The 26,012-nt window shown below is 70.4% G+C and carries 27 protein-coding genes and 1 tRNA gene; 18 read left to right on the top strand and 10 right to left on the bottom strand.

The genetic code is table 11. The annotated features are described in order from the left end of the window. Position 1: 1 nt before the first annotated feature. Genes ACG04Q_RS20530 through ACG04Q_RS20505 form a run of 6 tightly spaced genes read right to left on the bottom strand, consistent with a single transcriptional unit; the run spans position 2 to position 3,468 of the window. Positions 2 to 844, bottom strand: a complete 843-nt coding sequence (locus ACG04Q_RS20530; protein ID WP_394513215.1) for a 2OG-Fe(II) oxygenase — start codon at positions 842 to 844, stop codon at positions 2 to 4. Continuing rightward, the gene (gene yaaA / locus ACG04Q_RS20525) at positions 841 to 1,620 is read right to left on the bottom strand and encodes a peroxide stress protein YaaA (RefSeq protein WP_394513214.1); all 780 of its coding nucleotides are present in this window, start codon (positions 1,618 to 1,620) and stop codon (positions 841 to 843) included. The genes ACG04Q_RS20530 and yaaA overlap by 4 nt, the downstream gene beginning before the upstream one ends. A 36-nt stretch (positions 1,621 to 1,656) precedes the next feature. Next, a complete protein-coding gene (locus tag ACG04Q_RS20520; protein ID WP_394513213.1) occupies positions 1,657 to 2,277 on the bottom strand; it encodes a DUF599 family protein in 621 nt (206 codons plus the stop codon). A gap of 9 nt (positions 2,278 to 2,286) precedes the next feature. After that, positions 2,287 to 2,706 carry a DUF6691 family protein gene (locus tag ACG04Q_RS20515; RefSeq protein WP_394513212.1) on the bottom strand — a complete coding sequence of 140 codons (420 nt, stop codon included), beginning with the start codon at positions 2,704 to 2,706 and terminating at the stop codon, positions 2,287 to 2,289. Between the two features lie 9 nt (positions 2,707 to 2,715). Further along, positions 2,716 to 3,150, bottom strand: coding sequence for a YeeE/YedE family protein (locus ACG04Q_RS20510; RefSeq protein ID WP_394513210.1), 435 nt, complete (start codon positions 3,148 to 3,150; stop codon positions 2,716 to 2,718). Between the two features lie 3 nt (positions 3,151 to 3,153). After that, a complete protein-coding gene (locus tag ACG04Q_RS20505) occupies positions 3,154 to 3,468 on the bottom strand; it encodes a metalloregulator ArsR/SmtB family transcription factor (protein ID WP_394513209.1) in 315 nt (104 codons plus the stop codon). Between the two features lie 78 nt (positions 3,469 to 3,546). Between ACG04Q_RS20505 and ACG04Q_RS20500 the strand changes: the two genes are divergently transcribed. Beyond that, positions 3,547 to 4,428, top strand: coding sequence for an MBL fold metallo-hydrolase (locus ACG04Q_RS20500; RefSeq protein WP_394513207.1), 882 nt, complete (start codon positions 3,547 to 3,549; stop codon positions 4,426 to 4,428). A gap of 43 nt (positions 4,429 to 4,471) precedes the next feature. On the opposite strand, the gene ACG04Q_RS20495 is transcribed toward ACG04Q_RS20500, so the two are convergent. The 3 genes from ACG04Q_RS20495 to ACG04Q_RS20485 all read right to left on the bottom strand — a co-directional run bounded on the left by ACG04Q_RS20495 (position 4,472) and on the right by ACG04Q_RS20485 (position 7,305). Then, a complete protein-coding gene (locus ACG04Q_RS20495) occupies positions 4,472 to 5,818 on the bottom strand; it encodes a TolC family outer membrane protein (RefSeq protein ID WP_394513206.1) in 1,347 nt (448 codons plus the stop codon). A gap of 146 nt (positions 5,819 to 5,964) precedes the next feature. After that, a complete protein-coding gene (locus ACG04Q_RS20490) occupies positions 5,965 to 6,618 on the bottom strand; it encodes a protein-L-isoaspartate O-methyltransferase family protein (protein WP_394513205.1) in 654 nt (217 codons plus the stop codon). A 45-nt stretch (positions 6,619 to 6,663) separates the two neighbouring features. Beyond that, positions 6,664 to 7,305: a TetR/AcrR family transcriptional regulator gene (locus ACG04Q_RS20485; protein WP_394513203.1), complete on the bottom strand. Its 642-nt coding sequence runs from the start codon at positions 7,303 to 7,305 to the stop codon at positions 6,664 to 6,666. A gap of 137 nt (positions 7,306 to 7,442) precedes the next feature. On the opposite strand from ACG04Q_RS20485, the gene ACG04Q_RS20480 reads away from it, so the two are divergent. From ACG04Q_RS20480 to ACG04Q_RS20470, 3 genes are read left to right on the top strand one after another with little or no spacing between them, the layout of a single operon-like run. Then, positions 7,443 to 8,300, top strand: coding sequence for an undecaprenyl-diphosphate phosphatase (locus ACG04Q_RS20480; protein WP_394513202.1), 858 nt, complete (start codon positions 7,443 to 7,445; stop codon positions 8,298 to 8,300). A gap of 10 nt (positions 8,301 to 8,310) precedes the next feature. Then, on the top strand, positions 8,311 to 9,132 hold the full coding sequence (map, locus tag ACG04Q_RS20475; protein WP_394513201.1) for a type I methionyl aminopeptidase: 822 nt from the start codon (positions 8,311 to 8,313) through the stop codon (positions 9,130 to 9,132). Between the two features lie 3 nt (positions 9,133 to 9,135). After that, the gene (locus ACG04Q_RS20470; protein WP_394513200.1) at positions 9,136 to 11,724 is read left to right on the top strand and encodes a [protein-PII] uridylyltransferase; all 2,589 of its coding nucleotides are present in this window, start codon (positions 9,136 to 9,138) and stop codon (positions 11,722 to 11,724) included. A gap of 7 nt (positions 11,725 to 11,731) precedes the next feature. Here the strand turns inward: ACG04Q_RS20470 and ACG04Q_RS20465 are convergent, their stop codons facing one another. Further along, positions 11,732 to 12,622, bottom strand: a complete 891-nt coding sequence (locus ACG04Q_RS20465) for an alpha/beta hydrolase (protein ID WP_394513199.1) — start codon at positions 12,620 to 12,622, stop codon at positions 11,732 to 11,734. A gap of 52 nt (positions 12,623 to 12,674) precedes the next feature. On the opposite strand from ACG04Q_RS20465, the gene ACG04Q_RS20460 reads away from it, so the two are divergent. The 14 genes from ACG04Q_RS20460 to ACG04Q_RS20395 all read left to right on the top strand — a co-directional run bounded on the left by ACG04Q_RS20460 (position 12,675) and on the right by ACG04Q_RS20395 (position 25,936). Then, positions 12,675 to 12,750, top strand: a tRNA-Ala gene (locus ACG04Q_RS20460). 62 nt (positions 12,751 to 12,812) lie between these two features. Beyond that, the gene (locus ACG04Q_RS20455; protein WP_394513198.1) at positions 12,813 to 13,652 is read left to right on the top strand and encodes a ParB N-terminal domain-containing protein; all 840 of its coding nucleotides are present in this window, start codon (positions 12,813 to 12,815) and stop codon (positions 13,650 to 13,652) included. Between the two features lie 139 nt (positions 13,653 to 13,791). Beyond that, a complete protein-coding gene (locus tag ACG04Q_RS20450; protein WP_394513197.1) occupies positions 13,792 to 14,709 on the top strand; it encodes a LysR substrate-binding domain-containing protein in 918 nt (305 codons plus the stop codon). A 116-nt stretch (positions 14,710 to 14,825) separates the two neighbouring features. Beyond that, a complete protein-coding gene (dctP, locus tag ACG04Q_RS20445) occupies positions 14,826 to 15,836 on the top strand; it encodes a TRAP transporter substrate-binding protein DctP (RefSeq protein ID WP_394513196.1) in 1,011 nt (336 codons plus the stop codon). A gap of 9 nt (positions 15,837 to 15,845) precedes the next feature. Continuing rightward, the gene (locus ACG04Q_RS20440; protein WP_394513195.1) at positions 15,846 to 16,418 is read left to right on the top strand and encodes a TRAP transporter small permease; all 573 of its coding nucleotides are present in this window, start codon (positions 15,846 to 15,848) and stop codon (positions 16,416 to 16,418) included. Next, a complete protein-coding gene (locus ACG04Q_RS20435) occupies positions 16,415 to 17,776 on the top strand; it encodes a TRAP transporter large permease (RefSeq protein WP_394513193.1) in 1,362 nt (453 codons plus the stop codon). Before ACG04Q_RS20440 ends, ACG04Q_RS20435 begins: the two co-directional genes overlap by 4 nt. Before the next feature lie 10 nt (positions 17,777 to 17,786). Beyond that, the gene (gene mdcA, locus ACG04Q_RS20430) at positions 17,787 to 19,466 is read left to right on the top strand and encodes a malonate decarboxylase subunit alpha (RefSeq protein ID WP_394513191.1); all 1,680 of its coding nucleotides are present in this window, start codon (positions 17,787 to 17,789) and stop codon (positions 19,464 to 19,466) included. A gap of 8 nt (positions 19,467 to 19,474) precedes the next feature. After that, positions 19,475 to 19,789 (top strand): malonate decarboxylase acyl carrier protein, encoded by a 315-nt coding sequence (mdcC, locus tag ACG04Q_RS20425; RefSeq protein WP_394513189.1) that lies wholly within the window; start codon positions 19,475 to 19,477, stop codon positions 19,787 to 19,789. Next, complete coding sequence (locus ACG04Q_RS20420; protein ID WP_394513187.1) at positions 19,786 to 20,646, top strand: biotin-independent malonate decarboxylase subunit beta; 861 nt, start codon at positions 19,786 to 19,788, stop codon at positions 20,644 to 20,646. Before mdcC ends, ACG04Q_RS20420 begins: the two co-directional genes overlap by 4 nt. Beyond that, positions 20,646 to 21,347, top strand: a complete 702-nt coding sequence (locus ACG04Q_RS20415) for a biotin-independent malonate decarboxylase subunit gamma (RefSeq protein WP_394513185.1) — start codon at positions 20,646 to 20,648, stop codon at positions 21,345 to 21,347. The genes ACG04Q_RS20420 and ACG04Q_RS20415 overlap by 1 nt, the downstream gene beginning before the upstream one ends. Further along, the gene (mdcG, locus tag ACG04Q_RS20410; protein WP_394513184.1) at positions 21,344 to 21,997 is read left to right on the top strand and encodes a malonate decarboxylase holo-[acyl-carrier-protein] synthase; all 654 of its coding nucleotides are present in this window, start codon (positions 21,344 to 21,346) and stop codon (positions 21,995 to 21,997) included. Before ACG04Q_RS20415 ends, mdcG begins: the two co-directional genes overlap by 4 nt. Beyond that, complete coding sequence (gene mdcB / locus ACG04Q_RS20405) at positions 21,994 to 22,833, top strand: triphosphoribosyl-dephospho-CoA synthase MdcB (RefSeq protein WP_394513182.1); 840 nt, start codon at positions 21,994 to 21,996, stop codon at positions 22,831 to 22,833. The genes mdcG and mdcB overlap by 4 nt, the downstream gene beginning before the upstream one ends. Then, positions 22,834 to 23,751 carry an acyltransferase domain-containing protein gene (locus tag ACG04Q_RS20400; protein WP_394513180.1) on the top strand — a complete coding sequence of 306 codons (918 nt, stop codon included), beginning with the start codon at positions 22,834 to 22,836 and terminating at the stop codon, positions 23,749 to 23,751. A 34-nt stretch (positions 23,752 to 23,785) separates the two neighbouring features. Continuing rightward, positions 23,786 to 25,936 carry an alpha/beta hydrolase domain-containing protein gene (locus tag ACG04Q_RS20395; protein ID WP_394513178.1) on the top strand — a complete coding sequence of 717 codons (2,151 nt, stop codon included), beginning with the start codon at positions 23,786 to 23,788 and terminating at the stop codon, positions 25,934 to 25,936. Positions 25,937 to 26,012: the final 76 nt, after the last annotated feature.

Genomic DNA, 26,012 nt, shown 5'->3' with positions numbered 1-26,012 from the left:
GTCAGTTGAAGACGCCCTGGCGCAGCCATTTGGTCGCCACCCACTTCTCGCCCTCGATGACGGGCGAGCCGCCATGCAGCGTCTGCGTGGACGGATGCGGCCGGTCGTAGCTGAAGAACACCGCGTTGCCCTTCACAGGTGCCACGTCCAGGCCGATGTCCGGGAAGACCGTCGAGCCACCGGCCACCGGCGTGTTCAGGTAGATGACCAGCGTGCCCACGCGCTGCCCGCCGCGCTTGAGGATGTTGGGCGTGCTGACGTGGCCAGGGTCGAAGTAGTCGTAGTGCGGCTGGTACTCGGCGCCGGGGCGGTAGCGCAGCACCTGCAGGCCTTCGCCATGGTCCAGCGGCCAGCGCAGCAGCGTCGCGATGCGCGACTCGACGCGGCGGATCAGCTCGTTCTCGCAGCGCTCGAAGAACATCCCGTCGCTGGTGCGGGCAGCGTTCACCTCGCTGCCGTCCGACGCGGTGGCCACCGTCTCGGAGCGCGCCAGGCGCTTTGTCGCCAGCTCGATGACGCCGTCGCACTCGGCCTCCGACAGCAGGTCGCCGAACACGACGACGCGCGGCTGGCGCAGCGCCATCAAGACCTTGACGGCGCGGTCGCCAGCATCCACGACCGGCGCGAAGCGCGTCAGGTCCGGCTCGGGCATGCCGGGCGTGGCGCCATCGACCGGCGCCGCCGCGCCGGCCTGGCCCAGCGTACGCGCCAGCGCGTCGCGGGCGACGGGCTCGTCCCAGCCGCTGCCCAACATGGCCGCGAGGATGTTCTCGGACGCATGGCCGGCGCGCGACTGCTCGGCGATCCATTCGCACAGTTCGGGGGTGATGACTTGTTGGCTCATGACTTGCGGCGGAAGACCAGGCTTTCGGGGGTGGACGCTTCGGGGGCCCAACGATAGCCGTCCAGATTGAAATCCTTGAGACCGTCGGGCGTCTCCAGGCGCTGCTGAATCGCAAACCGTGCCATCAGACCCCGGGCGCGCTTGGCGAAGAAGCTGATGATCTTGTAGTCGCCGTTCTTCCAGTCCTCGAACTGGCAGTCGACCACCCTGGGCTTGAGCACCTTGCGATCGGCGGCGCGGAAGTATTCCTGCGACGCGAGGTTCACGATGACCGGCGCCTTCTCGCCCGCCACCAGCTTGTTCAGGTGCAGCGCCAGACGGTCGCCCCACCAGTCGTACAGGCTGGCGCCTGCCGGCGTGGCCAGCCGCGTGCCCATCTCCAGCCGGTAGGGCTGCATGCGGTCCAGCGGCCGCAGGATGCCGTACAGGCCCGACAGCATGCGCACATGCGCTTGAGCCCACGCGATGTCGTCGGCGGACAGCGTCTTCGCGTCCAGCCCGTCGTAGACGTCGCCGTTGAACGCCAACACGGCCGGCTTGCTGTTCCTGTCGGTGAAGCGCAGACGCCAGGCGGCGTAGCGATCGACGTTGAGCTGCGCCAGCGGCTCGGACAGGTCCATCAGCTCGCGCACCTCGGCCACGGACTTGGTGCGCAGCACGTCGATGAGTGCCGCGGTGTCGTCCAGGAACTGCGGGCGGGTCAACGCGTCGGCCAGTTCGGGCGGCGTCGGCGTGTCGTAGTCAAGGGATTTGGCGGGCGAAAGCAGGAACAGCATGGGCGCGGATTTTGGCGCCTGTTTGGCGCCCGCCGGTCAGCCCGGCGCGGCGTCGTCGCCGAAGCGGTCCAGCGCAACCAGCACCGCCACCACCAGCGCCGCCGCCACCGGCCCGGCGGCGGGTGCCAGCAACGCCGCAATGACCGGCACCACCAGCACCAGCTGGCGCAGCCCCACGCCGTACAGCACCCCGGCACGGCGCACGTAGCGCACGCCGACGTCCGCCCAGCGCACCCGCGCCGGCGAGGCCACCGGCATGCCGACGACGAAGCCGGCATGGTTGTAGAAGCGCACCGCCATCAGCGTGGCCACCAGCGACGCCGACAGCAGCGCCAGCAGCACCAGCTCCAGCACCAGCCGAGGCCCCGGGCTGGCCAGGCCGTCGTGCAGCGACGGCGCCGTCAGCGTGGCCGTACCCATCAGCGCCAGCGCGGCGGTGGACGCCAGCAGCGTCGCCGACATCAGCGAATTGCGCAGCGTCTGCACAGCCAGCAGCTCCGAGCCCGGCTGCGCCGAGACGACGCCCAGCCAGTCCTCCCGCAGCCCGGCGTGACGCGCCGGGGCCGGCGCGAGACGCTGCCGCGGCAGCACCAGCACCGCCTCGTACAGGCCCAGCACCGCCAGCGTCAGCGCCACGCCGGCCCAGCCGCCGTCCATGCCCATGGCTCAGGCCTTCCCGCGCTGCTCAAGCAGCTCGAACAGGCCCATGCCGGCCAGCATTGCGGCGACGAACACCACCGCCTTCAGCTCGCCCATGCCCAGCGCCACCAGCGCCGGCCCCGGGCAGAAGCCCGCCAGCCCCCAGCCGGCGCCAAACATCAGGCTGCCGACAAGCAGGCGGCGGTCGATGACACGGGCCGTCGGCAGCCGCAGAGGCAGGCCCAGCAGCGTGGCCTCGCGCCGCCGCGCGATCGTGAAGGCCAGCAGCCCCACCGCGATGGCGCCCACCATGACCAGCGCCAGCGACGGATCCCAGGCGCCGGCCAGGTCCAGAAAGCCCAGCACCTTGGCCGGGCTGGCCATGCCCGACAGGATCAGGCCCAGGCCGAACACGAGACCCGCCAGCAACGACGTGAAGATGGACATGGCAGCTCCTCAGAAACCAACAACGTGACGCAGCAGGAACACGGTGGCAAAACCGGCTCCCATGAAGGCCAGCGTGGCCGCCAGCGAGCGGGGCGACAGCCGGGACAGGCCGCAGACCCCGTGCCCGCTGGTGCAGCCGGCGCCGTAGCGCGTGCCCACGCCCACCAGCAGCCCGGCCAGCACCAGCGTGGGCCAGCCGGCGTCTATGCGCGGCAGCGGCACCGCGGTGAACAGCGCATACGCGAGCGGCGCGCCCACCAGCCCCAGCACGAACGCGAGCCGCCAGCCCACATCGCCGCGCACGGGCCGCAACAGCCCGCCCAGCACGCCGCTGATGCCGGCGATGCGGCCGTTCAGCAGCACGAACAGCGCGGCCGCGAGGCCGATGAGCGCCCCGCCGGCCAGCGAGGCCACGGGCGTGAAGTCATGCCAGGCGATGTTCATCGCTCACTCCTTGGGGCAATAGAGGTCGTACAGCACGGCCAGCACCTGCAGCAGGCGCGGGTCGGCCACGCTGTAGAAGATGCGCTTGCCGTCGCGGCGCGTGTCCACCACGCCCTCCCCGCGCAGCACACCCAGCTGCTGCGACAGCGTCGGCTGGCGGATGCCCAGCACCTCCTCCAGCTCGCTGACGGACATTTCCCCCTGCGACAGCTGGCACAGCAGCAGCAGGCGGTCTTCGTTGGCCAGCAGCTTCAGGGCGCTGACGGCCTGGCCGGCGGCGCGGCGCAACGTGGGGGTGTCGATGACGGGATCGGACATGGCGGGCTCCGTGACGTTGACTTCATTATGCAAACAAATATATTATTCGTCAACAGATTGAACCAACCGGGAGCCCGCATGGCCACCAGCACCACCGTCCAGGCCTTCTTCGACGACAAGACCTGGACCGTCTCCTACGTCATTGCCGACACCGCCAGCCGCTGCGCCGCCATCGTGGACCCCGTGCTGGACTTCGACTTCAAGTCGGGCCGCACCGCCACGCAGCAGGCCGACCGGCTCATCGCCCATGTGCGCGAGCAGGGCCTCACCGTGCAGTGGATCCTGGAAACCCACGCGCACGCCGACCACCTGTCCAGCGCCCGCTACCTGCAGCAGCAGCTCGGCGGCCGCATCGCCATCGGCGAGCACATCACGCAGGTGCAGGCGACGTTCAAGAAGCTCTTCAACCTGGAGCGCGGCTTCCTGCCCGACGGCACGCAGTTCGACCACCTGTTCCAGGACGGCGAGGTGTTCCACATCGGCGAGACACCGGCGCAGGCGCTGCTGGTGCCGGGTCACACGCCGGCCGACATGGCCTATGTCGTGGACGGCGCGGTGTTCGTCGGCGACACGCTGTTCATGCCGGACGTCGGCACAGCCCGCGCCGACTTTCCCGGCGGCGATGCACGCGCGCTGTACGCGTCCGTGCAGCGCATCCTCGCGCTGCCGCCCGAGACGCGCGTGTTCGTCTGCCACGACTACCCGCCCGCCGGCCGCGCGCCGGCCTGGGAAAGCACCGTGGCGCAGCAGCGCGCAGCCAACATCCACGTGCGCAACGGCATCAGCGAGGCGCAGTTCGTACAGATGCGCCAGGCACGCGACGCGACGCTGGACGTGCCCACGCTGATCCTGCCGTCCATCCAGGTCAACATCCGCGCCGGCCAGGTGCCCCCGCCCGAGGACGACGGCGTCAGCTACCTGAAGATTCCGCTCAACGTCATCGGCGCCGGTCGGGCGTGAAAAACCCCGCCGCAGCGGGGTGGCTGGCAACCGCCAAGGCGGCTTACTTGGCCAGCAGCGTGTTGACGGCGCTCAGGTCCTCGGCGCGCAGCTGGCCGGAGGCCTGGCGCAGCTTGAGGCTGTTGACGACCACGTCGTAGCGCGCCTTGGCCAGGTCACGCTGCGTGGAGTAGAGCTGCGTCTGGGCGTTCAGCACGTCCAGGTTCACGCGCACGCCCACCTTGTAGCCCAGCTGCGTGGCTTCCAGCGCGAGCTTGGTGGACGACTCGGCGGCCTCGTAGGCGGCGACCTGGGCCTTCAGCGACTGCACGCCGAAGAAGGCGCGGCGCGTGGCTTCGGCAACGCTGCGACGCGCGAAGTCCAGGTCGTTGCGGGCCTTGTCTTCCAGCACCAGCGTTTCCTTGATGCGGTTCTGCGTCAGGCCGCCGGTGTAGAGCGGGTAGGTCAGCGTCAGGCCGATGCTGGCGTTTTTCGTGGTGCCCACCCCCGACGACTGCGCCGCCAGGCCGCTCAGGCTGTTGTGCAGGTTCTGGCCGCCCAGCGTGGCGCTGGCGTCCAGCGTGGGCCGCTCGCCGGCGCGGGCGATCTGGGTGTCCAGCTGTGCCACCTCCAGGCCCAGGCGTGCCTTGCGCACCGCCGGGTGCTGGTCATCGGCCGTGGCCACCCAGGTGTCCACGACGTTGCTGGGCAGCGCCGGCAGCGCCACCGGCTGGGCCAGCCCCTTGGGCTCCACACCGACGCGACCGACGAACTGGTCCAGCGTGACGCGCTTGACGCGCAGGTCGTTGTCCGCCGCCAGCTCCTGCGCAACGGCCAGGTCGTACTTGGCCTGCGCTTCGCGGGTGTCGGTGATGGTGGCCGTGCCCACCTCGAAGTTGCGCTTGGCCGACGCCAGCTGCTCCGAGATGGCCGCCTTGTTGGCTTGTGTGGTGGACAGCGCGTCCTTCGCGGCCAGCACGTCGAAATAAGCCGTGGCCAGGCGCACGATGAGATCCTGCTCGGCGGACTCCAGGTCGGCCTGCGCCACCGCGTAGCCGCGGCGAGCCTTGTCGATGGTGGGCGCGTTGGCGGCGTTGTAGACCGAATACTTGCCCTGCAGACCGGCCGTCAGCGTGCGGGCCGTGACGCCGTTGCCGCTGGGCGGCTCGGTGCGCGCCTCGGTGCCCGAGGCCGACAGCCCCAGCGTCGGGCGGGTCAGCGCCTCGGCCTGCGCGGCGCGGGCGGCCGCGGCATCCGCGGTCGCCTTGCTGGCGAGGTAGGTCGCGTCGTAGCCCCGGGCCGCGTCGTAAAGCTCCTGCAGGCTCTGGGCCTGGGCCGCGCCCGCGAGCAGAAGGCCGACGGCAAGGGCCAGCGGTTGCAGGATCGGACGTTGGGCGGGAACGAAGGGCATGGGATTCCTTGGCTGGAGCAGTGATTTAAACAGCGGCCCGGGTTATAGACGCAAAGCCCGCCGATGACTGAAGCCATGTGACGAGTTGCCCCGAAAAGGCGTCAGGCGGCGTCTGGCAGCGACGGGCGGCGTCCAAGGTCAGTGCTTCAGAAGCTGAACGCCGGGGCTTCGGCGAAGCCGGGCAGGCGGCCGGCGACCGTGTCGAACATCTCCACGGAGCTGAATTCGCTGGCGCCCTTGCGCGTGACGAGCACGGCGCGCATGACGGGCTCGCCGCCAACGATGGCCGCCAGGCGGCCACCCACCTTGAGCTGGTTCAGCAGCGCCTGCGGCACCGCGGCGACGGAGCCGGACAGCAGGATGACATCGAAGGGCTCCTCGGCGGCCACGCCGGCGACGCCATCCTGGTTCAACACGCTGACGTTCAGCACGCCGGTGCGCTTGAGGTTGGCGGCGGCCTGCGCAGCCAGGCCGGCGTCGGCCTCGACGGCGACGACGCGCTGCGCCCTGTGGCCCAGCAGCGCGGCCAGGTGGCCCGTGGCGGCGCCGATCTCCAGCACCTTCTCGTGGCGCTGCACCTTCAGCTCCTGCAGCAGGCGGGCTTCGACCTTGGGCGCCAGCATGCGGCGCGTGGCGGTCAGCGGCAGCTCGACGTCGACAAAGGCCTGCGACTTGTGCGCCTCGGGCACGAAATCCTCGCGGTGCACGACGTGCAGCAGCTCCAGCACGCTGGGGTCGAGCACGTCCCAGGGGCGGATCTGCTGCTCGATCATGTTGAAGCGGGCTTGTTCGACGTTCATCTGGTTCTCCGGGGCGCGCGGGTCGGCGGGACAAAAACCAAAATTCTAGGTGCGCGGCGGCGCGGCGAGCAGACCATGCAGCAGCAGCGCCATCTGGGCGTCCAGCAAATCCTCGGCGCTCATGGTCTGGTGGCAGATGTCGTGCTCGCCGAACGAGTGCTCGTGCAGCAGCATGTGCAGCATGGGCGCGATCAGGAGGTGCACCGTCGCCTCCACGGGCACGGCGCGGAACTCGCCGCTGCGGATGCCGCGCTCGATGAGGCCGCCGATGAGGTTCTGCGAGGGCTTGATGACCTCGTCCACGTAAAAGCGCGCCAGCTCGGGGAAATGGCGGGCTTCCACCATCATGACCTTGCACACCACGCCGGCATTGCCATGCCCCACCTTGGCCCACCAGGCGCGCATCATCTGGTGCAGCAGGTCGGCGATGGAGCCGGTGTGCAGCGCCGCCTGCGCGGCCGACTCGGTGATGTGCACGGACAGGTTCTCGCGCACCATCGCCTTGAACAGCTCGTCCTTGCTCGGGTAGTAGCGGTACAGCGTGCCCTTGGCGACGCCGGCGCGCGCGGCAATCTCCTCGCTGCGCGTGGCCGCGAAGCCCTTCTCGACGAACAGGGCCAGGGCCGCGTCCAGCAGTTCCTGCGGGCGGGCGTCCTTGCGGCGTTGGCGGGGGGTGACGGTGGCCAAGAGAGCTGAGTTAATGACCGAACGGTCAGTAATGTAGCCCTGGGGTCAGCATGCGGCAAGTTCCGGGCACGAGTTCTGCAAAAGCGGCTGGCTACACTGCGCCGCCTTTTTCTAACCTTGTATTTCCGGAGCCGTACGTGGACGTCATCCTGCTGATCAAAGCCGCCGTCATGGGCATCGTCGAAGGGCTGACCGAGTTCCTGCCAATCTCGTCCACGGGGCACCTCATCCTCGCCGGCTCGCTGCTGAACTTCGTCGGCGAGAAGGCCAAGGTGTTCGAGATCGCCGTGCAGACGGGCGCGATGTTCGCCGTCGTGTGGGAATACCGCGAGAGGCTGGCTCGTACCGTGCGCGGCATCACCGGCGAACCGCAGGCGCAACGCTTTGCGCTCAATGTGCTGATCGCCTTCCTGCCCGCCGTCGTGCTGGGGCTGGCGTTCGGCAAGGTCATCAAGGCCCATCTGTTCCACCCGGTGCCCGTGGCGCTGGCCTTCATCGTCGGCGGCCTCATCATCCTGTGGGTGGAAGGCCGCCACAAACGGCTGTACGGCGACATGGACCTGCAAGGCAGCCGCCGCGCCCGCGTCGAGACGGTGGACGACATGCGGCCGCTGGACGCACTGAAGGTGGGCCTGCTGCAGTGCCTGGCCATGATCCCCGGCACCAGCCGCTCGGGCGCCACCATCATCGGCGGCCTGGTGCTGGGCCTGTCGCGCAAGGCGGCCACGGAGTTCAGCTTCTACCTGGGCATTCCGACGCTGATGGGGGCCGGCGCCTACTCGGTGCTCAAGCAGCGCGACGCGCTGGCCTGGGCCGACCTGCCGATGTTCGCCGTGGGCCTGATGTTCGCGTTCATCAGCGCGCTGCTGTGCATCCGCTGGCTGATCCGCTACGTGTCCAGCCACAGCTTCGCCGTGTTCGCCTGGTACCGCATCGCGTTCGGCATCGTCGTGCTGGCCACGTGGCAGACCGGCAGCGTGGTCTGGGCGGATTGATAATTCGCCCATGGCCATCACGATCAAGACCGCTGCCGATGTCGAAGGCATGCGCATCGCCGGGCGCCTGGCGTCCGAAGTCCTGGACATGCTCACGGTGCATGTCCAGCCCGGCGTCACGACGAACGAGTTGGACAAGCTCGCGCACGACTACATCGTCAACGTGCAGCAGGGCATCCCGGCGCCGCTGAACTACTGCCCGCCCGGCTACATCCCCTACCCCAAGTCGATCTGCACGTCGGTCAACCATCAGGTCTGCCACGGCATCCCGAACGACAAGCCGCTGAAGAACGGTGACATCGTCAACATCGACGTCACCGTCATCAAGGACGGCTGGCATGGCGATACCAGCCGCATGTTCGTCGTCGGCGACGGCTCCATCGCCGCCAAGCGCCTGTGCGCCTTCACCTACGAGGCCATGTGGAAGGGCATCGCCAAGGTCAAACCCGGCGCGCGCCTGGGCGACATCGGCCACGCCATCCAGACCTTTGCCGAAAACGCCGGCTTCTCCATCGTGCGCGAGTTCTGTGGCCACGGCATCGGCCGCGTCTTCCACGAGGAACCGCAGGTGCTGCACTACGGCCGCCCCGGCACGCTGGACGAGCTGGTGCCGGGCATGATGTTCACCATCGAGCCCATGATCAACGCGGGGCGCCGCGAGATCAAGGAACTGGGCGACGGCTGGACCATCGTCACCAAGGACCGCTCCCTGTCCGCGCAGTGGGAACACACGCTGCTGGTCACCGAGACCGGCTACGAGGTGATGACGCTGTCGGCCGGCAGCCCGCCGCCGCCGGCCTTCATCACGCAGGCCGCCGCCGCCACGGCCTGACCGGTGACAACGCTCGCTGAACGCCGCCAGCAGTTCAAGTCTGGCAAGCAGGCGCTGATCGACGGCTTCCTCGCCGAGCGCCCCAGCCAGGCCGGTGCCGAGCGGCTGCTGCGCCGCCTGGCCCGCCACGTGGACGACACGCTGCGCGCGCTCTGGGCGCAGGCCGGCATGCCCGACGGCGCCAGCCTCGCGGCCGTCGGTGGGTACGGGCGCGGCGAGCTGTTCCCCTACTCCGACGTCGACGTGCTGGTGCTGCTGCCCGACGGCGTCGAGGCCTACCAGCCTGGCGCGGCCAAGACCGCCATCGAGAGCTTCATCACGTCGTGCTGGGACGTGGGGCTGGAGATCGGCTCCTCGGTGCGCACGCTGGCCGAATGCCTGTCGGAGTCGGCCGGCGACGTGACCATCCAGACCGCACTGCTGGAAGCCCGGCCGCTGGCGGGCGACGCCGGTCTGTTCCGGGCCATGTCCGCGCGCTTCATGCAGGCGATGGACCCCAAGGCCTTCTTCCGCGCCAAGACGCTGGAGAGCCTGCAGCGCCACACCAAGTTCGACGACACGCCCTACGCGCTGGAGCCCAACTGCAAGGAAAGCCCCGGCGGCCTGCGTGACCTGCAGATGCTGATCTGGGTGGCGCGTGCCGCGGGCTTCGGCACTACGTGGAAGGCACTGGCCCAGCGCGGCCTCATCACGCCGTTCGAGAGCCGCCAGCTGCAGCGCAACGAGAACCAGCTGCGCCTGATCCGCGCACGGCTGCACGCGGTGGCCGGCCGGCGCGAGGACCGCCTCGTGTTCGACCTGCAGACGGCCGTGGCGCAGAGCTTCGGCTTCGAGAGCACGCCATCGCAGCGCGCCTCCGAAGTGCTGATGCGGCGCTACTACTGGGCGGCCAAGGCCGTCACGCAGCTGCACCAGATCCTGCTGCTCAACCTGGAGGAGCAGATCAACGAGTCGGAGCCCGGCGTGCTGCGCCCCATCGAGGGCCAGATCGACTTCCTGGACCGCGGCCGCATGCTGGAGGTCGCCACGGACGACCTCTACCTGCAGGACCCGCACGCCATCCTGCGCACCTTCCTCGTCTACCAGCAGACGCCCGGCATCAAGGGCCTGTCGGCCAGCACCTTGCGTGCGCTGTACAACGCCCGCGGCCTGATGGATGCCGCCTGGCGCCGCGACCCGGTCAACCGCGCCACCTTCATGGCCATGCTGCGCCACCACGAAGGCCAGACGCACGCCTTCCGGCTCATGAACCAGACCTCCGTGCTGGGCCGCTACCTGTGGGTGTTCCGCGCCATCGTCGGGCAGATGCAGCATGACCTGTTCCACGTCTACACGGTGGACCAGCACATCCTGATGGTGCTGCGCAACGTGCGCCGCTTCTTCATCCCGGAGCACGTCCACGAGTACCCGTTCTGCTCGCAGCTTGCCGCCCAGTTCGACGCTCCCGAGCTGCTGTACATCGCCGCCCTCTTCCACGACGTGGCCAAGGGCCGCGGCGGCGACCACTCCGAGCTGGGTGCCGTCGAGGTGAAGCGCTTCTGCCGCCAGCACGGCCTGAGCCCCCAGGACACGGCCCTGTGCGTGTTCCTCGTCGAGCACCACCTGACGATGTCGCGCGTCGCACAGAAGGAAGACCTGGCCGACCCCGACGTCATCGCCGCCTTCGCTGCCAAGGTGGGCGACACGCGCCGCCTTACGGCGCTGTACCTGCTGACCGTGGCCGACATCCGCGGTACCAGCCCCAAGGTCTGGAACGCGTGGAAGGGCAAGCTGCTGGAGGACCTGTACCGCATCACGCTGCGCGCGCTGGGCGGCGCGCCGCTGAACCTGGACGCGGAGATCGAGACGCGCAAGCAGGAAGCGCGGCAGGACCTGGCGCTGCACTCCCAGCTGCCCGGCACCGAGGAGCCGCTGTGGAAGACGCTGGCCGTCAGCTACTTCGCTCGGCACGACGGCGCCGAGCTGGCCTGGCATGCGCGCTCGCTATGGCGCCACGTCGAGACCATCGTGCCGGTCGTGCGCGCCCGCCCCTCGCCCATTGGCGAAGGGCTGCAGGTGCTGGTCTACGCACCCGACCAGCCCGATCTGTTCGCCCGCATCTGCGGCTACTTCGACACCGCCGGCTTCAGCATCCTGGACGCCAAGGTGCACACGACGCGCAAGGGCTACGCGCTGGACACCTTTCAGGCCATCCGCCCGGAGGCCGACGTACACCACCGCGACCTCGTGCCCATGGTCGAGCAGAAGCTCGCCGCCGTGCTGCAGGCCGGCGGCCCGCTGCCCGAGCCGAGGCGTGGCCGGCTGTCACGCCGCGTGAAGAGCTTCCCGTACTCGCCGCGCATCTCGCTGCGGCCCGACGAGCGCGCCACGGCCTGGCTGCTGACCATCAGCACCAGCGACCGCGCCGGCCTGCTCTACGCCATCGCGCGGGTACTGGCGCGCCACGGCATCAACCTGCAGCTGGCCAAGATCTCGACGCTGGGCGAGCGCGTGGAAGACACCTTCCTCGTCGACGGCCCCGCGCTGCAGCACAACAAGGCCCAGCTGCAGATCGAGAGCGAGCTGCTGGACGCGGTGTCACTGCCCGCGTAGGAGCGGCTCAGAGCAGCCCGCTGTACCAGCGCAGCCCCAGCAGCTGCCGCAGCAGTTGGTGGGAGCGCCCCTGCGGGTCGGCCAGGTCGTGCAGCACCGTGAAGTGGTTGCAGCCCGGCAGCTCGTCGCATACCGGCACCGCGCGGGCGCCCCAGGCCTCGCGGATGAGGCGGTTCTGGCGGCGGAACTCCTCGCTATCTTGCGCCCCCGCCAGCGCCACCAGCGTCTGCGGCGCCGCCGGCGGCGGAAAGCGCACGGGGCTCAGCCGCCGCACGGCCGCCGCATCCAGCCGCAGGTCGTCTTGCAGGAAGGGCACGTGCAGCAGCGGTGCCAGGTCATGCACCCCCGAGACCGACATCGCCGACTGCACCAGCCGCCGCGGCAGGTCGCGGGCCACGCGCTTCCAGTCGCAGCAGCTCAACATGGCGGCCAGGTGGCCACCGGCCGAATGCCCCAGCAACACGATGCGGCTGGGGTCACCGCCATGCTCGGCGGCATGCCGCCAGGCCCAGGCCACGGCCTCGGTCAGCTGCATCGCGATGTGTTCGATGCTCACCGCCGGGCACAGGTCGTAGTTGGGCACCACCACCAGTGCGCCCTCGTCCGTGAAGCTGGCGGCCAGGAAGCTGTAGTCCGACTTGTCCAGCGAGCGCCACCAGCCGCCGTGCACGATCACCAGCACCGGCGCGAAGCCGCCCGCAAAGGCCGGGTCGGGCTTGAAGACATCCAGCGTCTGCCTCGGGTCTGCGCCGTAGCGCACGTCCAGTTGGCAGTTCGCCCGGCTGCGCACCAGTGCCGAGGCCTCTGCCCAGCGCGCCAGCACGTCGGCGCTGTCGGCCACCCGTTGCCGGTTGTTGTACTGGGCTTCGAACCAGGCCTCTGTTTTGCGGGGCGTCATGGCCGCGCACGATAGCAGCCTCGCGACGAGGCTATACTGCGTCGCTCGCGTGGGGGGGGTAGCTCAGCTGGGAGAGCGCCGCGTTCGCAATGCGGAGGTCGGGAGTTCGATCCTCCTCCTCTCCACCACCGATCCAAAAAGCCGTTGAACCTTCAACGGCTTTTTCTTTTGCGGTTGTGGGTTTGGCTCCATGGACATCGTCGTCAACGAAGAACTCAAGGCTTACATCGATCCGTTGACGCCGGAGGAACACGACGCGCTGGAGCGCAGCATCCTGGCCGAGGGGTGCCGCGATGCGCTGGTGCTGTGGGGCAACGTGCTGGTGGACGGGCACAACCGCTACGGCATCTGCACCAAGCACGGCCTGCCGTTCCAGACGGTGCAGAACACGCGCTTCACCTCCATGGAAGACGTGCACCTGTGGATGATCGACCAGCACCTGGGCCGGCGCAGCATCTCGGACTTCCAGCGCGGCGTGCTCGCGCTGCGCAAGCGCGAGATCGTCGCCGAGCGTCGCGCCCGCAGCACACCGCCTCCGCCGCCCGGCATCGACGCCCCCATGGACGCCCCTGCAGCGCCTGCACCGTCACCGGCGCCGGCGCCAGTGAGCGAGCAGGACGCGCTGGCCACCCGCGAGGCGTTGGCCAAGGCAGCGCGGCTGTCCAGCAACCAGGTCGTGCTGATCGAGAAGATCCAGAAACAGGGCGCGCCGGAGCTGGTGGCTGCGGTGAAGGCTGGCGTCGTGTCCATCAACGCCGCCGCCGCCGTGGCCAGCCTGCCAGCCGAGGAACAGGCCGCCGCTGCGGCCGCCGGTGCCGATGAACTCAAGCAGGCCGCCAAGCGTGTGCGCGAGGCCAAGCGACGCGCATCCGCCCCCGTCGCCGAACCGGTTGACGAAGCGCCCGATGCCGACACGCCGCCAGCACCGCCACCGACGCTCGCCGGCCTGCAGCAGCGCGTCGCCGAGCTGGAAGCCGAGAACGCCTCGCTGCGCCAGGAGCTGGCCGCGCTGCGCGCGCAGCGGGCATAAAAAAGGCCCGGCGACCTGGAGGCCGCCGGGCTTGAATGCCTTGGTGTGCACCTCACACCGGGCAACTGCAGAGGTTGCATGATACTGTATTTTTATACAGCCATCAGCCAGCGGCGGCCCATCGCTACGATGCGCGCCCATGCTCAACCGCATCGACGAAGAGATCACCTTTCGCAAGCTGGAGATCCTGCTGGCCTTCATGGAGAGCGGCAATCTCGCGCGCGCCGCCGAGAGGCTGGGCATCAGCGCCGTCAGCGTGCACCGCGCGTTGCATTCGCTGGAGACGGGCACGCGCTGCAGCCTGTTCCGGCTGGAGGGCCGCAACCTGCAGCCCACTGACGCGGCGCATGCGCTGGCCGATGTGGCGCGCGAGGTGCTGCAGACGATGTCCAACGGCATCCGCGCCACGCGCGAGATCGCCGGCTACGCGGCCGACCGCATCCGCATCGGCTCGCTGTACTCGCTGACCAGCGTCACCGTGCCCGCCCTCATCATGGGCCTGCGCCTGCGCAGGCCCGACATCCAGACCGAGCTGGTACTGGGCTCCAACCAGGAGCTGCTGCGCAAGCTGCGCGAAGGCGCCGTTGACGCGACGGTGATGGGCATTCCGGAGGGCGCCGGCGACGTCGAGACGCAGTTGCTGTTCGAGGACGACATCTTCTTCGCAGCGCCCGCAGGGTCGCCCTACGCGCAGCGGGCGGAGATCGACCTCAGCACCTGCGCCGACGAGCGCTTCGTGTCGCTGAACGAAGGCTATGTGACGCACGACCGCTTTCTCGACGCTTTCCGCGTGGCCGGTTTCGAGCCCAACGTCGTCATGACGACCAATGACATCTTCTCGCTGATGAACCTGGTGGGCGGCGGCATCGGCTGCACGCTGCTGCCCGGGCGCATCCGTGGCGTCCTGCCGCGCAACGTGGCGCTCGTGCCGCTGCTGCCGCGCTACCAGATGCGGCAGAAGATCAGCGTGTGCTTCCTGCGTACGCGCGAGCGCGATCCCAACCTGCTGTCGCTGCTGGCGGCGTGCCGGGCACATGCCACGGAATTGCAGGGTTAACCCACGACCGTTGCGCGCGGCGTAAACGTCGCCGCGCGAGGTTGATTGATCGCCCAGAGGGCCGCCAACACACTGCGGCCGCATACCGCCACCCATGGCGGACTCTGGAGACATCGATGACCCTGACCCGACGCGACTGGCTGGCCGCAACCGCCGCTGCAGCCGCCTGGCCCACCGCCTTCGCCCAGACTGGCGGCCTGAAGATCTCGCACCAGTTCCCCAGCGGCACGCTGGCCGAAGGCGACTTCCGCGACCGCCTCTGCCGCAAGTTCGCGACCGAGGTCGAGAAGCGCACCAGCGGCGCGTTGAAGGCCTCGGTCTACCCGGGCTCGTCGCTGATGAAGACCAACGCCCAGTTCTCGGCCCTGCGCAAGGGCGCGCTGGACATGAGCCTGGTGCCGCTGAGCTACGCCGGCGGTGAAGTGGCAGAAACCAACGCCGGCCTGATGCCGGCCCTCGTGCCCAGCTACGAGCAGGGTGCGGCCTGGAAAACGGCCGAGGTGGGCAAGCTGTTGTCCAAGGTGCTGGACGACAAGGGCGTGATGATCGTCAGCTGGGTCTGGCAGGCCGGCGGCGTGGCCAGCCGCGCGCGGCCGCTCGTCACGCCGGACGACGCCAAGGGCCTGAAGGTGCGCGGCGGCAGCCGCGAGATGGACATGATGCTGAAGAACGCCGGCGCGTCCGTCATCACCCTGCCCTCCAACGAAATCTACGCCGCCATGCAGACCGGGGCGATGGATGCGGCGATGACGTCGTCCACCAGCTTCATCTCGTTCAAGCTGGAAGAAATCGCCAAGCACCTGACCTCCGGCCGCCAGCGCACCTACTGGTTCATGCTGGAGCCGCTGATGATCTCCAAGGAGGTTTTCAGCAAGCTGCCCAAGGCCCAGCAAGACATCATCATGGCCGTGGGCGCCGAGATGGAAGCCTTTGCCATGGACGCCGCCAAGGCGGACGACAAGGCTGCCGCCGAGATCTACGCCAAGGCCGGCGCCAAGGTGTACGACATGGACGAGCCCACGCTCAAGAAGTGGCAGGCCATCGCGCGCGACACCGCGTGGAAGGACTTCGGGGAGAAGAACGAGTCCTGCGCCGCCATCCTCAAGGCCGCCCAGAAGCTGCTCTGAGGCCGCGCCATGAGCCACGGTTTCGAGCTGAAGCCGGCCACGGCCGGCATTGACCCCGACACGCCCGCGCTGCTGCAGCCGGTCGCGCGCCTGCTGCACCTCATCAACCACGCGATGGTGGTGCTGGGCATGCTGGCGCTGCTGGTGGCGTCGTGCGTGCTGACGTACAGCATCGTGTCGCGCTACCTGATGAAAGCCTCCACCGACTGGCAAGACGAGGCCGCCGTCTTCCTGCTGGTGGGCGCCACCTTCATGTGCGGCGCCTTCGTGCAGCAACTGCGCGGCCACGTGGGCATCGAGGCGGTGGCCGGCCTGCTGCCCCGCGCGGTGAACCGCCTGCGGCTGATGCTGGTGGACCTGCTGTGCACCGCCTTCTGCAGCTTCTTCGCCTGGAAGTCGTGGACGCTGTTCCACGAGGCCTGGGCCGAGGGGCAAACCACGTCGTCCTCCTGGGCGCCCCCGCTGTGGATTCCCTACGGCCTGATGGCCGCGGGCATGACCCTGCTGAGCCTGCAACTGCTGATCCAACTCGTGGCTCGCATCAACGGCCTGTTCAAACCCCACCAAGGAGCCACCGCATGAGCATGCTCGCTCTCGGCGCCCTGTTCGGCATCGTCACGCTGCTGTTCATGTTCTCGGGCGCGCCCATTGCCTTTGCGCTGGGCAGCGTCGCCACGCTGTTCATGGCCTTCTTCATGCCCGCCTCGGCGCTGGACACGGTCACGCAGAACGTCTACGAGGAGATGGCCAGCATCACGCTGCTGTCCATTCCGCTGTTCATCCTGAAGGGCGCAGCCATCGGCAAGTCCCGCGCGGGTCAAGACCTGTATGCGGCCATGCACGTGTGGATGGGCCGCATCCCCGGCGGCTTGGGCATTGCCAACGTGTTCGCCTGCGCACTGTTCGCCGCCATGGCGGGCTCCAGCCCGGCCACCTGCTCGGCCATCGGCAGCGCCGGCATCCCGGAGATGCGCAAGCGCGGCTACTCGCCGGGCTTTGCGGCCGGCATCATCGCGGCCGGGGGCACGCTGGGCATCCTGCTGCCGCCGTCCATCACGATGATCCTGTACGCCGTGGCGGCCGAGCAGTCGCTGGGCCGGCTGTTCCTCGCCGGCATCTTCCCCGGCGTGCTGCTGGTGGTGCTGTTCGCCATCTACGCCGGCCTGCGCTACCGCAAGGAGCACGCGCTGGCCGAGGCCGAGTTCAAGCGCACCGGTGCCGCCTCGGCGCTGCTGGAGCAGGAGAGCTTCACCACCCGCCAGAAGTTCGAGATGCTGCCGCGCGTGGTGCCGTTCGTGCTGCTGTTGATCGGCGTGATGGTGGCCCTGTACGGCGGCTTTGCCACGCCGTCGGAAACCGCCGGCCTGGGCGCCCTGCTGGCCCTGTTGCTGATCGCCACCATCTACGGCGTGTGGCGCCCCACGGATGTGGCGCCCATCCTCACGTCGACGCTGAAGGAGTCGACCATGCTGATGTTCATCATCGGCATGTCGCTGCTGTTCAGCTATGTGATGAGCTACCTGCACATCAGCCAGGCCGCCGCGGAGTGGATCGTCGGCATGCAGCTCTCCAAGTGGGTGCTGCTGGCCTCGGTGCTGCTGATGGTGATCCTGCTCGGCTTCTTCCTGCCGCCCGTCAGCATCATCCTGATGACCGCCCCCATCATCCTGCCGCCGCTCAAGGCTGCCGGCTTCGACCTGATCTGGTTCGGCATCCTGATGACCATCGTGATGGAAACCGGCCTCATCCACCCGCCGGTGGGCCTGAACATCTTCGTCATCAAGAACATCGCGCCCGACATCGAGCTGCGCGACATCATCTGGGGCGTGCTGCCGTTCGTGGTGTTGATGCTGCTGGCGGTGCTGCTGATCTGCCTGGTTCCCGCCATTGCCACCGGCCTGCCGGACCTGGTGATGGGCGCCGTCAACGCCCCCCGCTGAGGAGACGTCGATGAACGCCCCCGCCTGGAACCTGCGCGACCGCCAGCGCCGTGACCGTCTAGCCCGCGCCGCCGCTGCCCTGGGCCACCGGCTGCAGGGCCGTGTCGTGGCCACCGACGCGGCCGTGCCGCTGCTGGAAGCCGTGCTGCAGCCGGGCGACCGCGTCTGCCTGGAAGGCAACAACCAGAAGCAGGCCGACTTTTTGGCCCAGGCACTGACGCAGGTGGACGTGGCCCGCGTGCACGACCTGCACATGGTGCAGTCGGTGCTGGCGCTGCCCGAGCACCTGGACGTGTTCGAGAGCGGCATCGCCCGCCGGCTGGACTTCTCGTTCAGTGGCCCGCAAGGCGCGCGCCTGGCCAAGCTGGTGAGCAGCGGCGGCATCGAGATCGGCGCCATCCACACCTACCTGGAGCTCTTCGCACGCTACTTCGTGGACCTGACGCCCAAGGTCGCGCTGGTGGCCGCCCACGCGGCCGACCGCCACGGCAACCTCTACACCGGCCCCAACACCGAAGACACGCCAGCCATCGTCGAGGCCACGGCGTTCTCGGGCGGACTCGTCATCGCGCAGGTCAACGAGATCGTGCCCGACGGCACCGCCCTGCCCCGCATCGACATCCCGGCCGACTGGGTGGACTTCGTCGTTCAGGCGCCCAAGCCCAACCTGATCGAGCCGCTGTTCACGCGCGACCCGGCGCAGATCAGCGAGATCCAGGTGCTGATGGCCATGATGGCCATCAAGGGCATCTACGCCGAGTACGGCGTGCAGCGGCTCAACCACGGCATCGGCTTCGACACCGCGGCCATCGAACTGCTGCTGCCCACCTACGGCGAGCAGTTGGGACTGAAGGGCAAGATCTGCCAGCACTGGGCGCTGAACCCGCACCCCGCGCTCATCCCGGCCATCGAGGCGGGCTGGGTGCAGTCGGTGCACTCCTTCGGCTCCGAGCTGGGCATGGAGGACTACATCCGTGCCCGGTCGGACGTGTTCTTCACCGGGGCTGACGGCAGCCTGCGCAGCAACCGCGCGTTCTGCCAGGCGGCCGGCCACTACGCCTGCGACCTGTTCATCGGCTCCACGCTGCAGATGGACCTGCAAGGCAACAGCTCCACCGCCACGCTGGGCCGCATCACCGGCTTTGGCGGCGCGCCCAACATGGGCGCCGACGCCCGCGGCCGCCGCCACGCCAGCCCCGCCTGGCTCAAGGCCGGCGCCGAGGCCCGGCAGGGCCGCGCCGGGGCCGCCGGCACGCCGCGGGGGCAGAAGCTCGTCGTGCAGATGGTGGAGACCTTCCGCGAGCACATGCAGCCCGCCTTCGTCGAGCGGCTGGACGCATGGACGCTGCAGCAACAGGCCGGCATGGACCTGCCGCCGATCATGATCTACGGCGAGGACGTGACCCACGTGCTCACCGAGGAAGGCATCGCCAACCTGCTGCTGTGCCGCACCGACGACGAGCGTGAGCAGGCCATCCGCGGCGTGGCCGGCTACACCGCGGTGGGGCTGGCGCGCGACAAGGCCATGGTGGAGAACCTGCGCGACCGCGGCGTCATCCAGCGCCCGGCCGACCTCGGCATCGACCCGCGCGACGCCACCCGCAACCTGCTGGCCGCCCGCAGCATGCGCGACCTCGTGCGCGCCTCCGGCGGCCTGTACGCGCCCCCGAAGCGCTTCCGCAACTGGTGAGTTCAACCATGCAACCCGGACTCGAAACCCTGGACTACACCTTCCCCGGCACCCGCCCAGCCGGTGCCTTCACGCCCGTGCTGGTGGGCGTGGTGGGCTCGGGCAACCTGGAAGTGCTGCTGGAGCCGGCGGCCGGCAGCGACTGCCGCGTGCACATCGAAACCTCCGCCCGCGGCTTCAGCGCCATCTGGGCCGCGGTGGTGCAGGACTTTCACGCCCGCCATGCGCTGGCCGGCGTGCAGGTCTCCATCCACGACATGGGCGCCACGCCCGCCGTCGTCAGCCTGCGGCTGGACCAGGCCGCGCAGGAGCTGCAGCCATGATCTCTTTTGCCGAATGCTCCGCGCGCGAGCGGCTGGCGCTGCTGCTGGACGAAGGCAGCTTCCACGAGTGGCTGCCGCCCGCGATGAAGCTCACCAGCCCGCACCTGGCCCAACTGGGCGTGCCATCGTCGTTTGACGACGGCGTGGCCATCGGCCGCGCCACGCTGGCGGGCCGCCCGGTGTTCGTCGCCGCGCAGGAAGGCCAGTTCATGGGCGGCGGCGTGGGCGAGGTGCACGGCGCCAAGCTCGTCGGCCTGCTGCAGCGCGCGCTGCGCGACCAGCCCGACGCGGTGCTGCTGCTGGCCGAATCCGGCGGCGTGCGCCTGCACGAAGCCAACGCCGGGCTGATCGCCGTGTCCGAGGTGATGCGCGCGCTGCTGGACGTGCGCGCCGCTGGCATTCCGGTGGTGGTGCTGATCGGTGGCTCGGGCGGCTGCTTTGGCGGCATGGGCATCGTGGCGCGCTGTGCCGACCACATCGTCATGAGCGACATCGGGCGCCTGGCCATGTCCGGCCCCGAGGTGATCGAGGCCTCGCACGGCGTGGAGGAATACGACTCGCGCGACCGCGCGCTGGTGTGGCGCACCACCGGCGGCAAGCACCGCTGGCTCACCGGCGACTGCGACGCGCTGGTGGAAGACGACGTGGCCGCCTTCCGTGAAGCCGCCATCGCGGCCCTGGACGCCAGCCGCCCCGTCACGCTGGCGAGCCTGGAAGCGGAGCACGCGCGCTTGGCCGCCCGGCTCACCTTCGAAGGCGCCGAGGCCACCACCCTGTGGGCCGCGCTGGGCGTGGCCGAACCGCGGCGCGTGCCGGATTTGGACGTGGCCGGCGTGCTGGCCCTGGGAGCGCACTGATGGACTGGCAACTCCTGGCCACGCGCCTGTTCGGCGCCGATCACGGCATCACCCGCACCGGCGACTTTCTGCACGGCGAGGTCACGTTCGACGGCGAGCCCCTGACCGTCATCGGCACCACGGACCACGCCCCCATCGGCGTGCAACTCGCGCTGCAGCAGGCCCGCCAGGTGCTGGACACCATGGCCCAGCACCCCGGCCGCCCCCTCCTGCTGCTCATCGACACCCAAGGCCAGCAACTGCGCCGCCGCGACGAACTGCTAGGCATCAACCGTGCCATGGCCCACCTGGGCATGACGCTGGACCTGGCGCGCCGCCGCGGCCACCGCGTGCTGGGGCTGGTGTACGACCAGGCACTGTCCGGCGGCTTCATCACCTCCGGCCTGATTGCCGACGCCTGCGACGCGCTGCCCGAGGCGGAGATCCGCGTCATGCGGCTGCCGGCGATGGCCCGCGTCACCAAGCTGCCCGAGGCGATGCTGGCGGCGCTGTCGGAGTCCAACCCGGTGTTCGCACCTGGCGTGGACAACTACGTCGCCATGGGCGGCGTGCGCAAGCTGTGGCAAGGTGACCTGGCCGCCGCTCTGCGCGAGGCGCTGGCGGAGGCGCCGACGCACGACCGCCGTGCCAAGGACGGCGCCGAACGCGGTGGCCGGCGGCTCGCGGCCCGCGTCATGCAGCAGGTGCTGGACGCACCATGACGCCGTTGCACCGCCACCAGATCGCCTGGCTGTCGCACCCCGGCTGGCAACGGCTGCTGGACGGTGACTGGGACGACGAAGCCCATGCCTGCCTGCGCCACTGGGCGGAGCACAGGCTGCCGGTCGTCGTCACGCGCCAGGCCCCGGACGACGACGCCATCGCGCTGGGCCTGTGCGCCCCGGCGCGGTGGAGCCGCCGCCGGCTGGCGCTGCGCGTGGCGCGGGCCGACGTGCTGTATTTCGACGAGTTCCCGCGGCTGGAGAAGGTCGTCGCGCAACTGCCGCCCGCCGCCCGCGCGCCCGCCCGCGAACTCGCCGCGGCGCTGCAAGGCAGCCGCACGGCGGCGCGTGTCTACGGCAGCCACGGCTGGCAGCACCTCACGGGGCTGGCGCATGTGCGCGACGGCTCGGACATCGACCTGTGGGTGGGCGTCGCCGACACCGAGCAGGCCGACGCGGCGGCGGCGGCGCTGAACGCCTTCTCGGCCGCCCACTGCCGGCTGGACGGCGAGCTCATCTTCCCCGGTGACAGCGCCGTGGCCTGGCGCGAATGGCTGGCCTGGCGCGCCGGCCGCGCCACGTCGCTGCTGGTGAAGCGCCTGCAAGGCGCGGCCATGCAGGCGTGGGAACCGAGCGAGGCGCTGGCATGAGCGCGCCACTCGCGCGCCACGCCGCCGCGCCCACCGCGCAGCAGATCGGCCGCGCCGCCACGCTGGCGCTGTACGACGAACTGGCGCTGTCGCCCAAGCCCGGCCTCGTCACCCTGACCGACCGCGGCAGCCACACCGACATGGACGCGCACACCTTCATGCGCAGCCTGTTCGCGCTGCGCGGCTACTTCGTGCGCATTGCCGAACTGGGCGCCGCCGGCGCGCCGTTCGAGGCGCTGGAGCAGGCCGGCATCGCCGCCGAGGCCCGCATGCTGGCGGCCACCGGTGGCATCAACACGCACCGGGGGGCCATCTTCATGCTGGGGCTGCTGTGCGCCTCGGCCGGTGCGCTAGCCGCGCAAGGCGAGCGGCCCACCCCCGAGGGCGTGCGCGCCGCGCTTCACCGGCACTGGGGCGACGCGCTGGCCCGGCGCGCCACGCGCGCGTCCACGCTGCCGGGCGGCATCGCTGCACGCCGGTTGGGGCTGCGCGGCGCCTCCGCCGAGGCGGCCCAGGGTTTCCCGACGCTGTTCAATACCGCGGTCCCTGCGCTGCGTGCTGCCACGGCCCGCGGCCTGCCCCGGCAGGCGGCGCAGCTGGACACCTTGTTCGCCGTCATCGCCGCGCTGGACGACAGCAACCTCGCCCACCGCGGCGGGCTGGCGGGGCTGCGTTTCGCGCAGGCCGCGGCGCGGGGCTTCCTCGCCGCCGGCGGAGCTGCGCAGGGGCGGCCCGCGGCCGAGGCCATCGGGGCCGCGTTCGTGCGCCGCAACCTGTCCCCGGGCGGCTCGGCGGACACGCTGGCGGCCGCCTGCTGGCTGCAGCGGCTGGGCTGAATGGCACTGGCCCTGCTGTTCCCCGGGCAGGGCGCCCAGCACGCCGGCATGCTGCCGTGGCTGGACACCCGCCCCGAGGCCGCGCCCGTGCTGCAGGCACTGAGCCACCAACTGGGCCGCGACTGGCGCACCGGCCTGGCCGATACGGCCTGGATGAACACCAACGCCGTCGCCCAGCCGCTGCTGACAGGGGTGTGTCTGGCCGCGTGGCGGGCGCTGGCCGCGCATCTGCCCTCGCCCATCGCCGTGGCCGGCTACAGCGTCGGCGAGCTGGCCGCGTGCTCGGCAGCCGGCGTGTTCGATACGCCCACGGCGCTGGCCCTCGCCGCCCGCCGGGCGCAGGCGATGGACGCCAGCGTCACGGGGCAGCACACCGGGCTGCTGGCCGTGCAAGGCCCGGGCGCACTGGCACTCGCCGAGGCGGCCGGCACGCTGTCCATCGCCATCCGCATCAGCCCCGAGCGCGTCATCGTCGGCGGCCCCGCCGTGGCGCTGGACGCCCACGCCGCGCGCTGGGCCGCCGCCGGCCTGCGCTGCACGCGGCTGCCCATCGCCGTGGCATCGCACACGCCGGCCATGGCAGCTGCCGTCGCGGCTTTCGCGCAGCACCTGGCGGCTGCCGATCTTCAGCCCGCGCGCGCACCGGTCGTCTGCAACTTCGGCGCGCGTGCGCTGCGCCAGCCGGCACAGCTGGCCACGGCACTGGCCGGCCAGATCGCCAGCACGGTGCGCTGGGACGAATGCATGGACACCCTCGCCGAGCGCCAGCCGCGCTGCGTGCTGGAGGTGGGCCCCGGCTCGACGCTGGCCGCGATGTGGCGGGAGCGACACCCCGGCATCCCGGTGCGCTCGGTGGACGAGTTCGGCGGCCCCGACGGCGTCGTCCGCTGGGTGAGCGCCCAGCTCGCCCGACAGTAAGCTGCCGACCGCTGACCTGGGAGGACTGTTGCGCATGCGTTTCCTGACAATGTTGCTGGCCGCCGTGCTGGCCGCCACCGGTGCGCTCGCCGCGCCGGCCGGCGTCGTCGACCGCTTGGAGATCGTCTCCACCCAGGACGCCTACAACGGCGCCACGCCGGCTGGCGCCGCCGGCCCGTATGTCGTCATCACGACCATCGTGCACGGCCGGCTGGACCCGACCCACCCCGACAACGCCGATGTCGTCGACCTGCCGCTGGCGCCGCGCGACGCCGACGGCTGGGTGCGCTACTCGACCGACGCCACCGTGCTGCGCCCCAAGCACGCCCGCGACGCGCGCCGCATCCTGTTCTACGACGTCGTCAACCGCGGCGGCCGGCTGGGCCAGGGCGTGTTCATCGGCGGCGGCGCGCTGGCCGACGGCGCCGCGCCGGGGCCTGACTTCCCGTCGCTGCTGCGCCGCGGCTACACCGTGGTGTGGAGCGGCTGGCAGGGCGACATCGCGCAGACCGGCCGCGGTGCCACCGCGGCCCTGGGCACACGCTTTCCCGTCGCCACCGCCGCCGACGGATCACCGCTGACCGGCATGAGCCGCGAGGAGTTCATCCCCGACCAGGCCGGCGGCGGCACCGCGTTCCCGCTGAGCTACCGGCCGGCATCGCTGGAGGACCGCCGCGAGGTGCAGTTCACCGCCCGGCGCGCCTGGCGCAACGCCGACGGCCTGGCCGACTACGCCAGCACGCCCGCCGCGCCTGTCACCGACTGGGCCTACGTGCAGCAGCACGACGGCCGGGTTGCCGTGCGCTTCACGCCGCCCACCACGCTGCCCGTGGCCGGTGGCGGCACCGTGGCACCGGACAAGGGCACGATCTACAGCTTCGTCTACCGCGCCGCCGAGCCGCGCGTCGCGGCCATCGGCTTCGCCGCAGTGCGCGACCTGCTGCACTTCCTGAAGTCTGCGAGCAGCGACGCGCAAGGCCAGCCCAACCCTCTGAACGACATGAAGGCCGCGCCCTGCGCTGCCGGCGGCGACTGCCCGGCCGAGCCGGCCACCAACTTCGACGTGGTGCTGGGCGAAGGCACATCGCAGTCCGGCCGCTTCCTGCGCGACTTTTTGTACCGCGGCTTCAACAAGGCCGCCGACGGCCAGCCCGTCTTCGACGGCCTGCTGGCCGTCATCCCCGGCGGCCGCCGCACGTGGACGGCCGAGCGCTTCGCGCAGCAAGGACGCTGGTCGCGCCAGCATGAAGACCACTTCATGCCGGGCGACCAGTTCCCGTTCAGCTACGCGACCTTCACCGACCCCGTCAGCGGCCGCCACGACGGCCTGCTCAAGCGCTGCCAGGCCGACAACACCTGCCCCAAGCTCATGCAGATCGACGGCAGCTTCGAGTGGTGGGGTGGCCGCGGCTCGCTGAACGTCACCGACGGCGCCGGCCGCGACGTGCCGCTGCCCGCCAACGTGCGCTACTACTTCGTGCCCGGCACGCAGCACGGCGGCGGCGGCGGCGTGACGACCGGCCTCGTCAGGCCGCCCGATCCCGGCAGCGCCTGTCGCTTCGCCAACAGCCCGGTCACGATGACGCCCATCGAGCGCGCGCTGCTGGTCGCGCTGGAGGACTGGGTGGTGCATGGCAGGCAGCCGCCCGCCTCGGCCCATCCGCGCGTGGCCGATGGCGGCGCGGTGCCGCCCATGTCCGTGCCGCTGGCCGGCACGGGCCGGGTCAGCACGCTGTTCGTCACCGAGCACGGGGACGGCATTCCGCGTGCGGACCTCACGCGGCCCTATCAGCAGCGGGTGCCGGCCGTGGATGCCGACGGCAACGAGACCGCCGGCATCGCCACACCGGAAGTCACCGTGCCGCTGGCCACCTACCTGGGCTGGAACCTGCGCGGCCCGGGCCATGCCGAGGGCGAAGGCTGCAGTGCCGCCGGCAGCGCGATCCCGTTCGCCATCGACGCCACGTCCAGGCTGCCCGGCGACCCGCGCCCGCCGCTGTCCGAGCGCTACGCAGGCCGGGCCGACTATCTCGGCCGGTTCAATGCCGCCACGCAGGCGCTGGTGCGGCAACGGCTGCTGCTGCCGCTGGACGCCGAGCAGGTCTACCGTCTCAACGCCGGGAAAGTCTCGCCGCTGCTGTGGGCGAGTCCCCCGACAGCACCCGCGTCGGCGCCGCCGCGATGACGGCTTTCTGGCCGGGCGACTGCTCGGTCAGCGTGCAACGCATGTCACGCCCCGCGGAAGCCCCGAATCGCCGTGC

Origin of the sequence: Pelomonas lactea, from assembly GCF_043555885.1 — a bacterium.
Taxonomy (GTDB): Bacteria; Pseudomonadota; Gammaproteobacteria; order Burkholderiales; family Burkholderiaceae_C; genus Pelomonas; species Pelomonas lactea.
This window is presented reverse-complemented; position numbering and strand designations above follow the sequence as displayed.

Excerpts from the sequence above, each read along its gene's own strand:
- mdcA (WP_394513191.1), top strand. The coding sequence starts at position 17,787 with ATGAACGCCCCCGCCTGGAACCTGCGCGACCGCCAGCGCCGTGACCGT.
- ACG04Q_RS20435 (WP_394513193.1), top strand. The coding sequence starts at position 16,415 with ATGAGCATGCTCGCTCTCGGCGCCCTGTTCGGCATCGTCACGCTGCTG.
- dctP (WP_394513196.1), top strand. The coding sequence starts at position 14,826 with ATGACCCTGACCCGACGCGACTGGCTGGCCGCAACCGCCGCTGCAGCC.
- ACG04Q_RS20500 (WP_394513207.1), top strand. The coding sequence starts at position 3,547 with ATGGCCACCAGCACCACCGTCCAGGCCTTCTTCGACGACAAGACCTGG.
- map (WP_394513201.1), top strand. The coding sequence starts at position 8,311 with ATGGCCATCACGATCAAGACCGCTGCCGATGTCGAAGGCATGCGCATC.
- ACG04Q_RS20400 (WP_394513180.1), top strand. The coding sequence starts at position 22,834 with ATGGCACTGGCCCTGCTGTTCCCCGGGCAGGGCGCCCAGCACGCCGGC.
- ACG04Q_RS20495 (WP_394513206.1), bottom strand. The coding sequence starts at position 5,818 with ATGCCCTTCGTTCCCGCCCAACGTCCGATCCTGCAACCGCTGGCCCTT.
- ACG04Q_RS20505 (WP_394513209.1), bottom strand. The coding sequence starts at position 3,468 with ATGTCCGATCCCGTCATCGACACCCCCACGTTGCGCCGCGCCGCCGGC.
- mdcB (WP_394513182.1), top strand. The coding sequence starts at position 21,994 with ATGAGCGCGCCACTCGCGCGCCACGCCGCCGCGCCCACCGCGCAGCAG.
- ACG04Q_RS20490 (WP_394513205.1), bottom strand. The coding sequence starts at position 6,618 with ATGAACGTCGAACAAGCCCGCTTCAACATGATCGAGCAGCAGATCCGC.
- ACG04Q_RS20520 (WP_394513213.1), bottom strand. The coding sequence starts at position 2,277 with ATGGACGGCGGCTGGGCCGGCGTGGCGCTGACGCTGGCGGTGCTGGGC.
- ACG04Q_RS20420 (WP_394513187.1), top strand. The coding sequence starts at position 19,786 with ATGATCTCTTTTGCCGAATGCTCCGCGCGCGAGCGGCTGGCGCTGCTG.
- ACG04Q_RS20455 (WP_394513198.1), top strand. The coding sequence starts at position 12,813 with ATGGACATCGTCGTCAACGAAGAACTCAAGGCTTACATCGATCCGTTG.
- ACG04Q_RS20440 (WP_394513195.1), top strand. The coding sequence starts at position 15,846 with ATGAGCCACGGTTTCGAGCTGAAGCCGGCCACGGCCGGCATTGACCCC.
- ACG04Q_RS20450 (WP_394513197.1), top strand. The coding sequence starts at position 13,792 with ATGCTCAACCGCATCGACGAAGAGATCACCTTTCGCAAGCTGGAGATC.
- mdcC (WP_394513189.1), top strand. The coding sequence starts at position 19,475 with ATGCAACCCGGACTCGAAACCCTGGACTACACCTTCCCCGGCACCCGC.
- ACG04Q_RS20515 (WP_394513212.1), bottom strand. The coding sequence starts at position 2,706 with ATGTCCATCTTCACGTCGTTGCTGGCGGGTCTCGTGTTCGGCCTGGGC.
- ACG04Q_RS20415 (WP_394513185.1), top strand. The coding sequence starts at position 20,646 with ATGGACTGGCAACTCCTGGCCACGCGCCTGTTCGGCGCCGATCACGGC.
- ACG04Q_RS20465 (WP_394513199.1), bottom strand. The coding sequence starts at position 12,622 with ATGACGCCCCGCAAAACAGAGGCCTGGTTCGAAGCCCAGTACAACAAC.
- ACG04Q_RS20510 (WP_394513210.1), bottom strand. The coding sequence starts at position 3,150 with ATGAACATCGCCTGGCATGACTTCACGCCCGTGGCCTCGCTGGCCGGC.
- yaaA (WP_394513214.1), bottom strand. The coding sequence starts at position 1,620 with ATGCTGTTCCTGCTTTCGCCCGCCAAATCCCTTGACTACGACACGCCG.
- ACG04Q_RS20530 (WP_394513215.1), bottom strand. The coding sequence starts at position 844 with ATGAGCCAACAAGTCATCACCCCCGAACTGTGCGAATGGATCGCCGAG.
- mdcG (WP_394513184.1), top strand. The coding sequence starts at position 21,344 with ATGACGCCGTTGCACCGCCACCAGATCGCCTGGCTGTCGCACCCCGGC.
- ACG04Q_RS20395 (WP_394513178.1), top strand. The coding sequence starts at position 23,786 with ATGCGTTTCCTGACAATGTTGCTGGCCGCCGTGCTGGCCGCCACCGGT.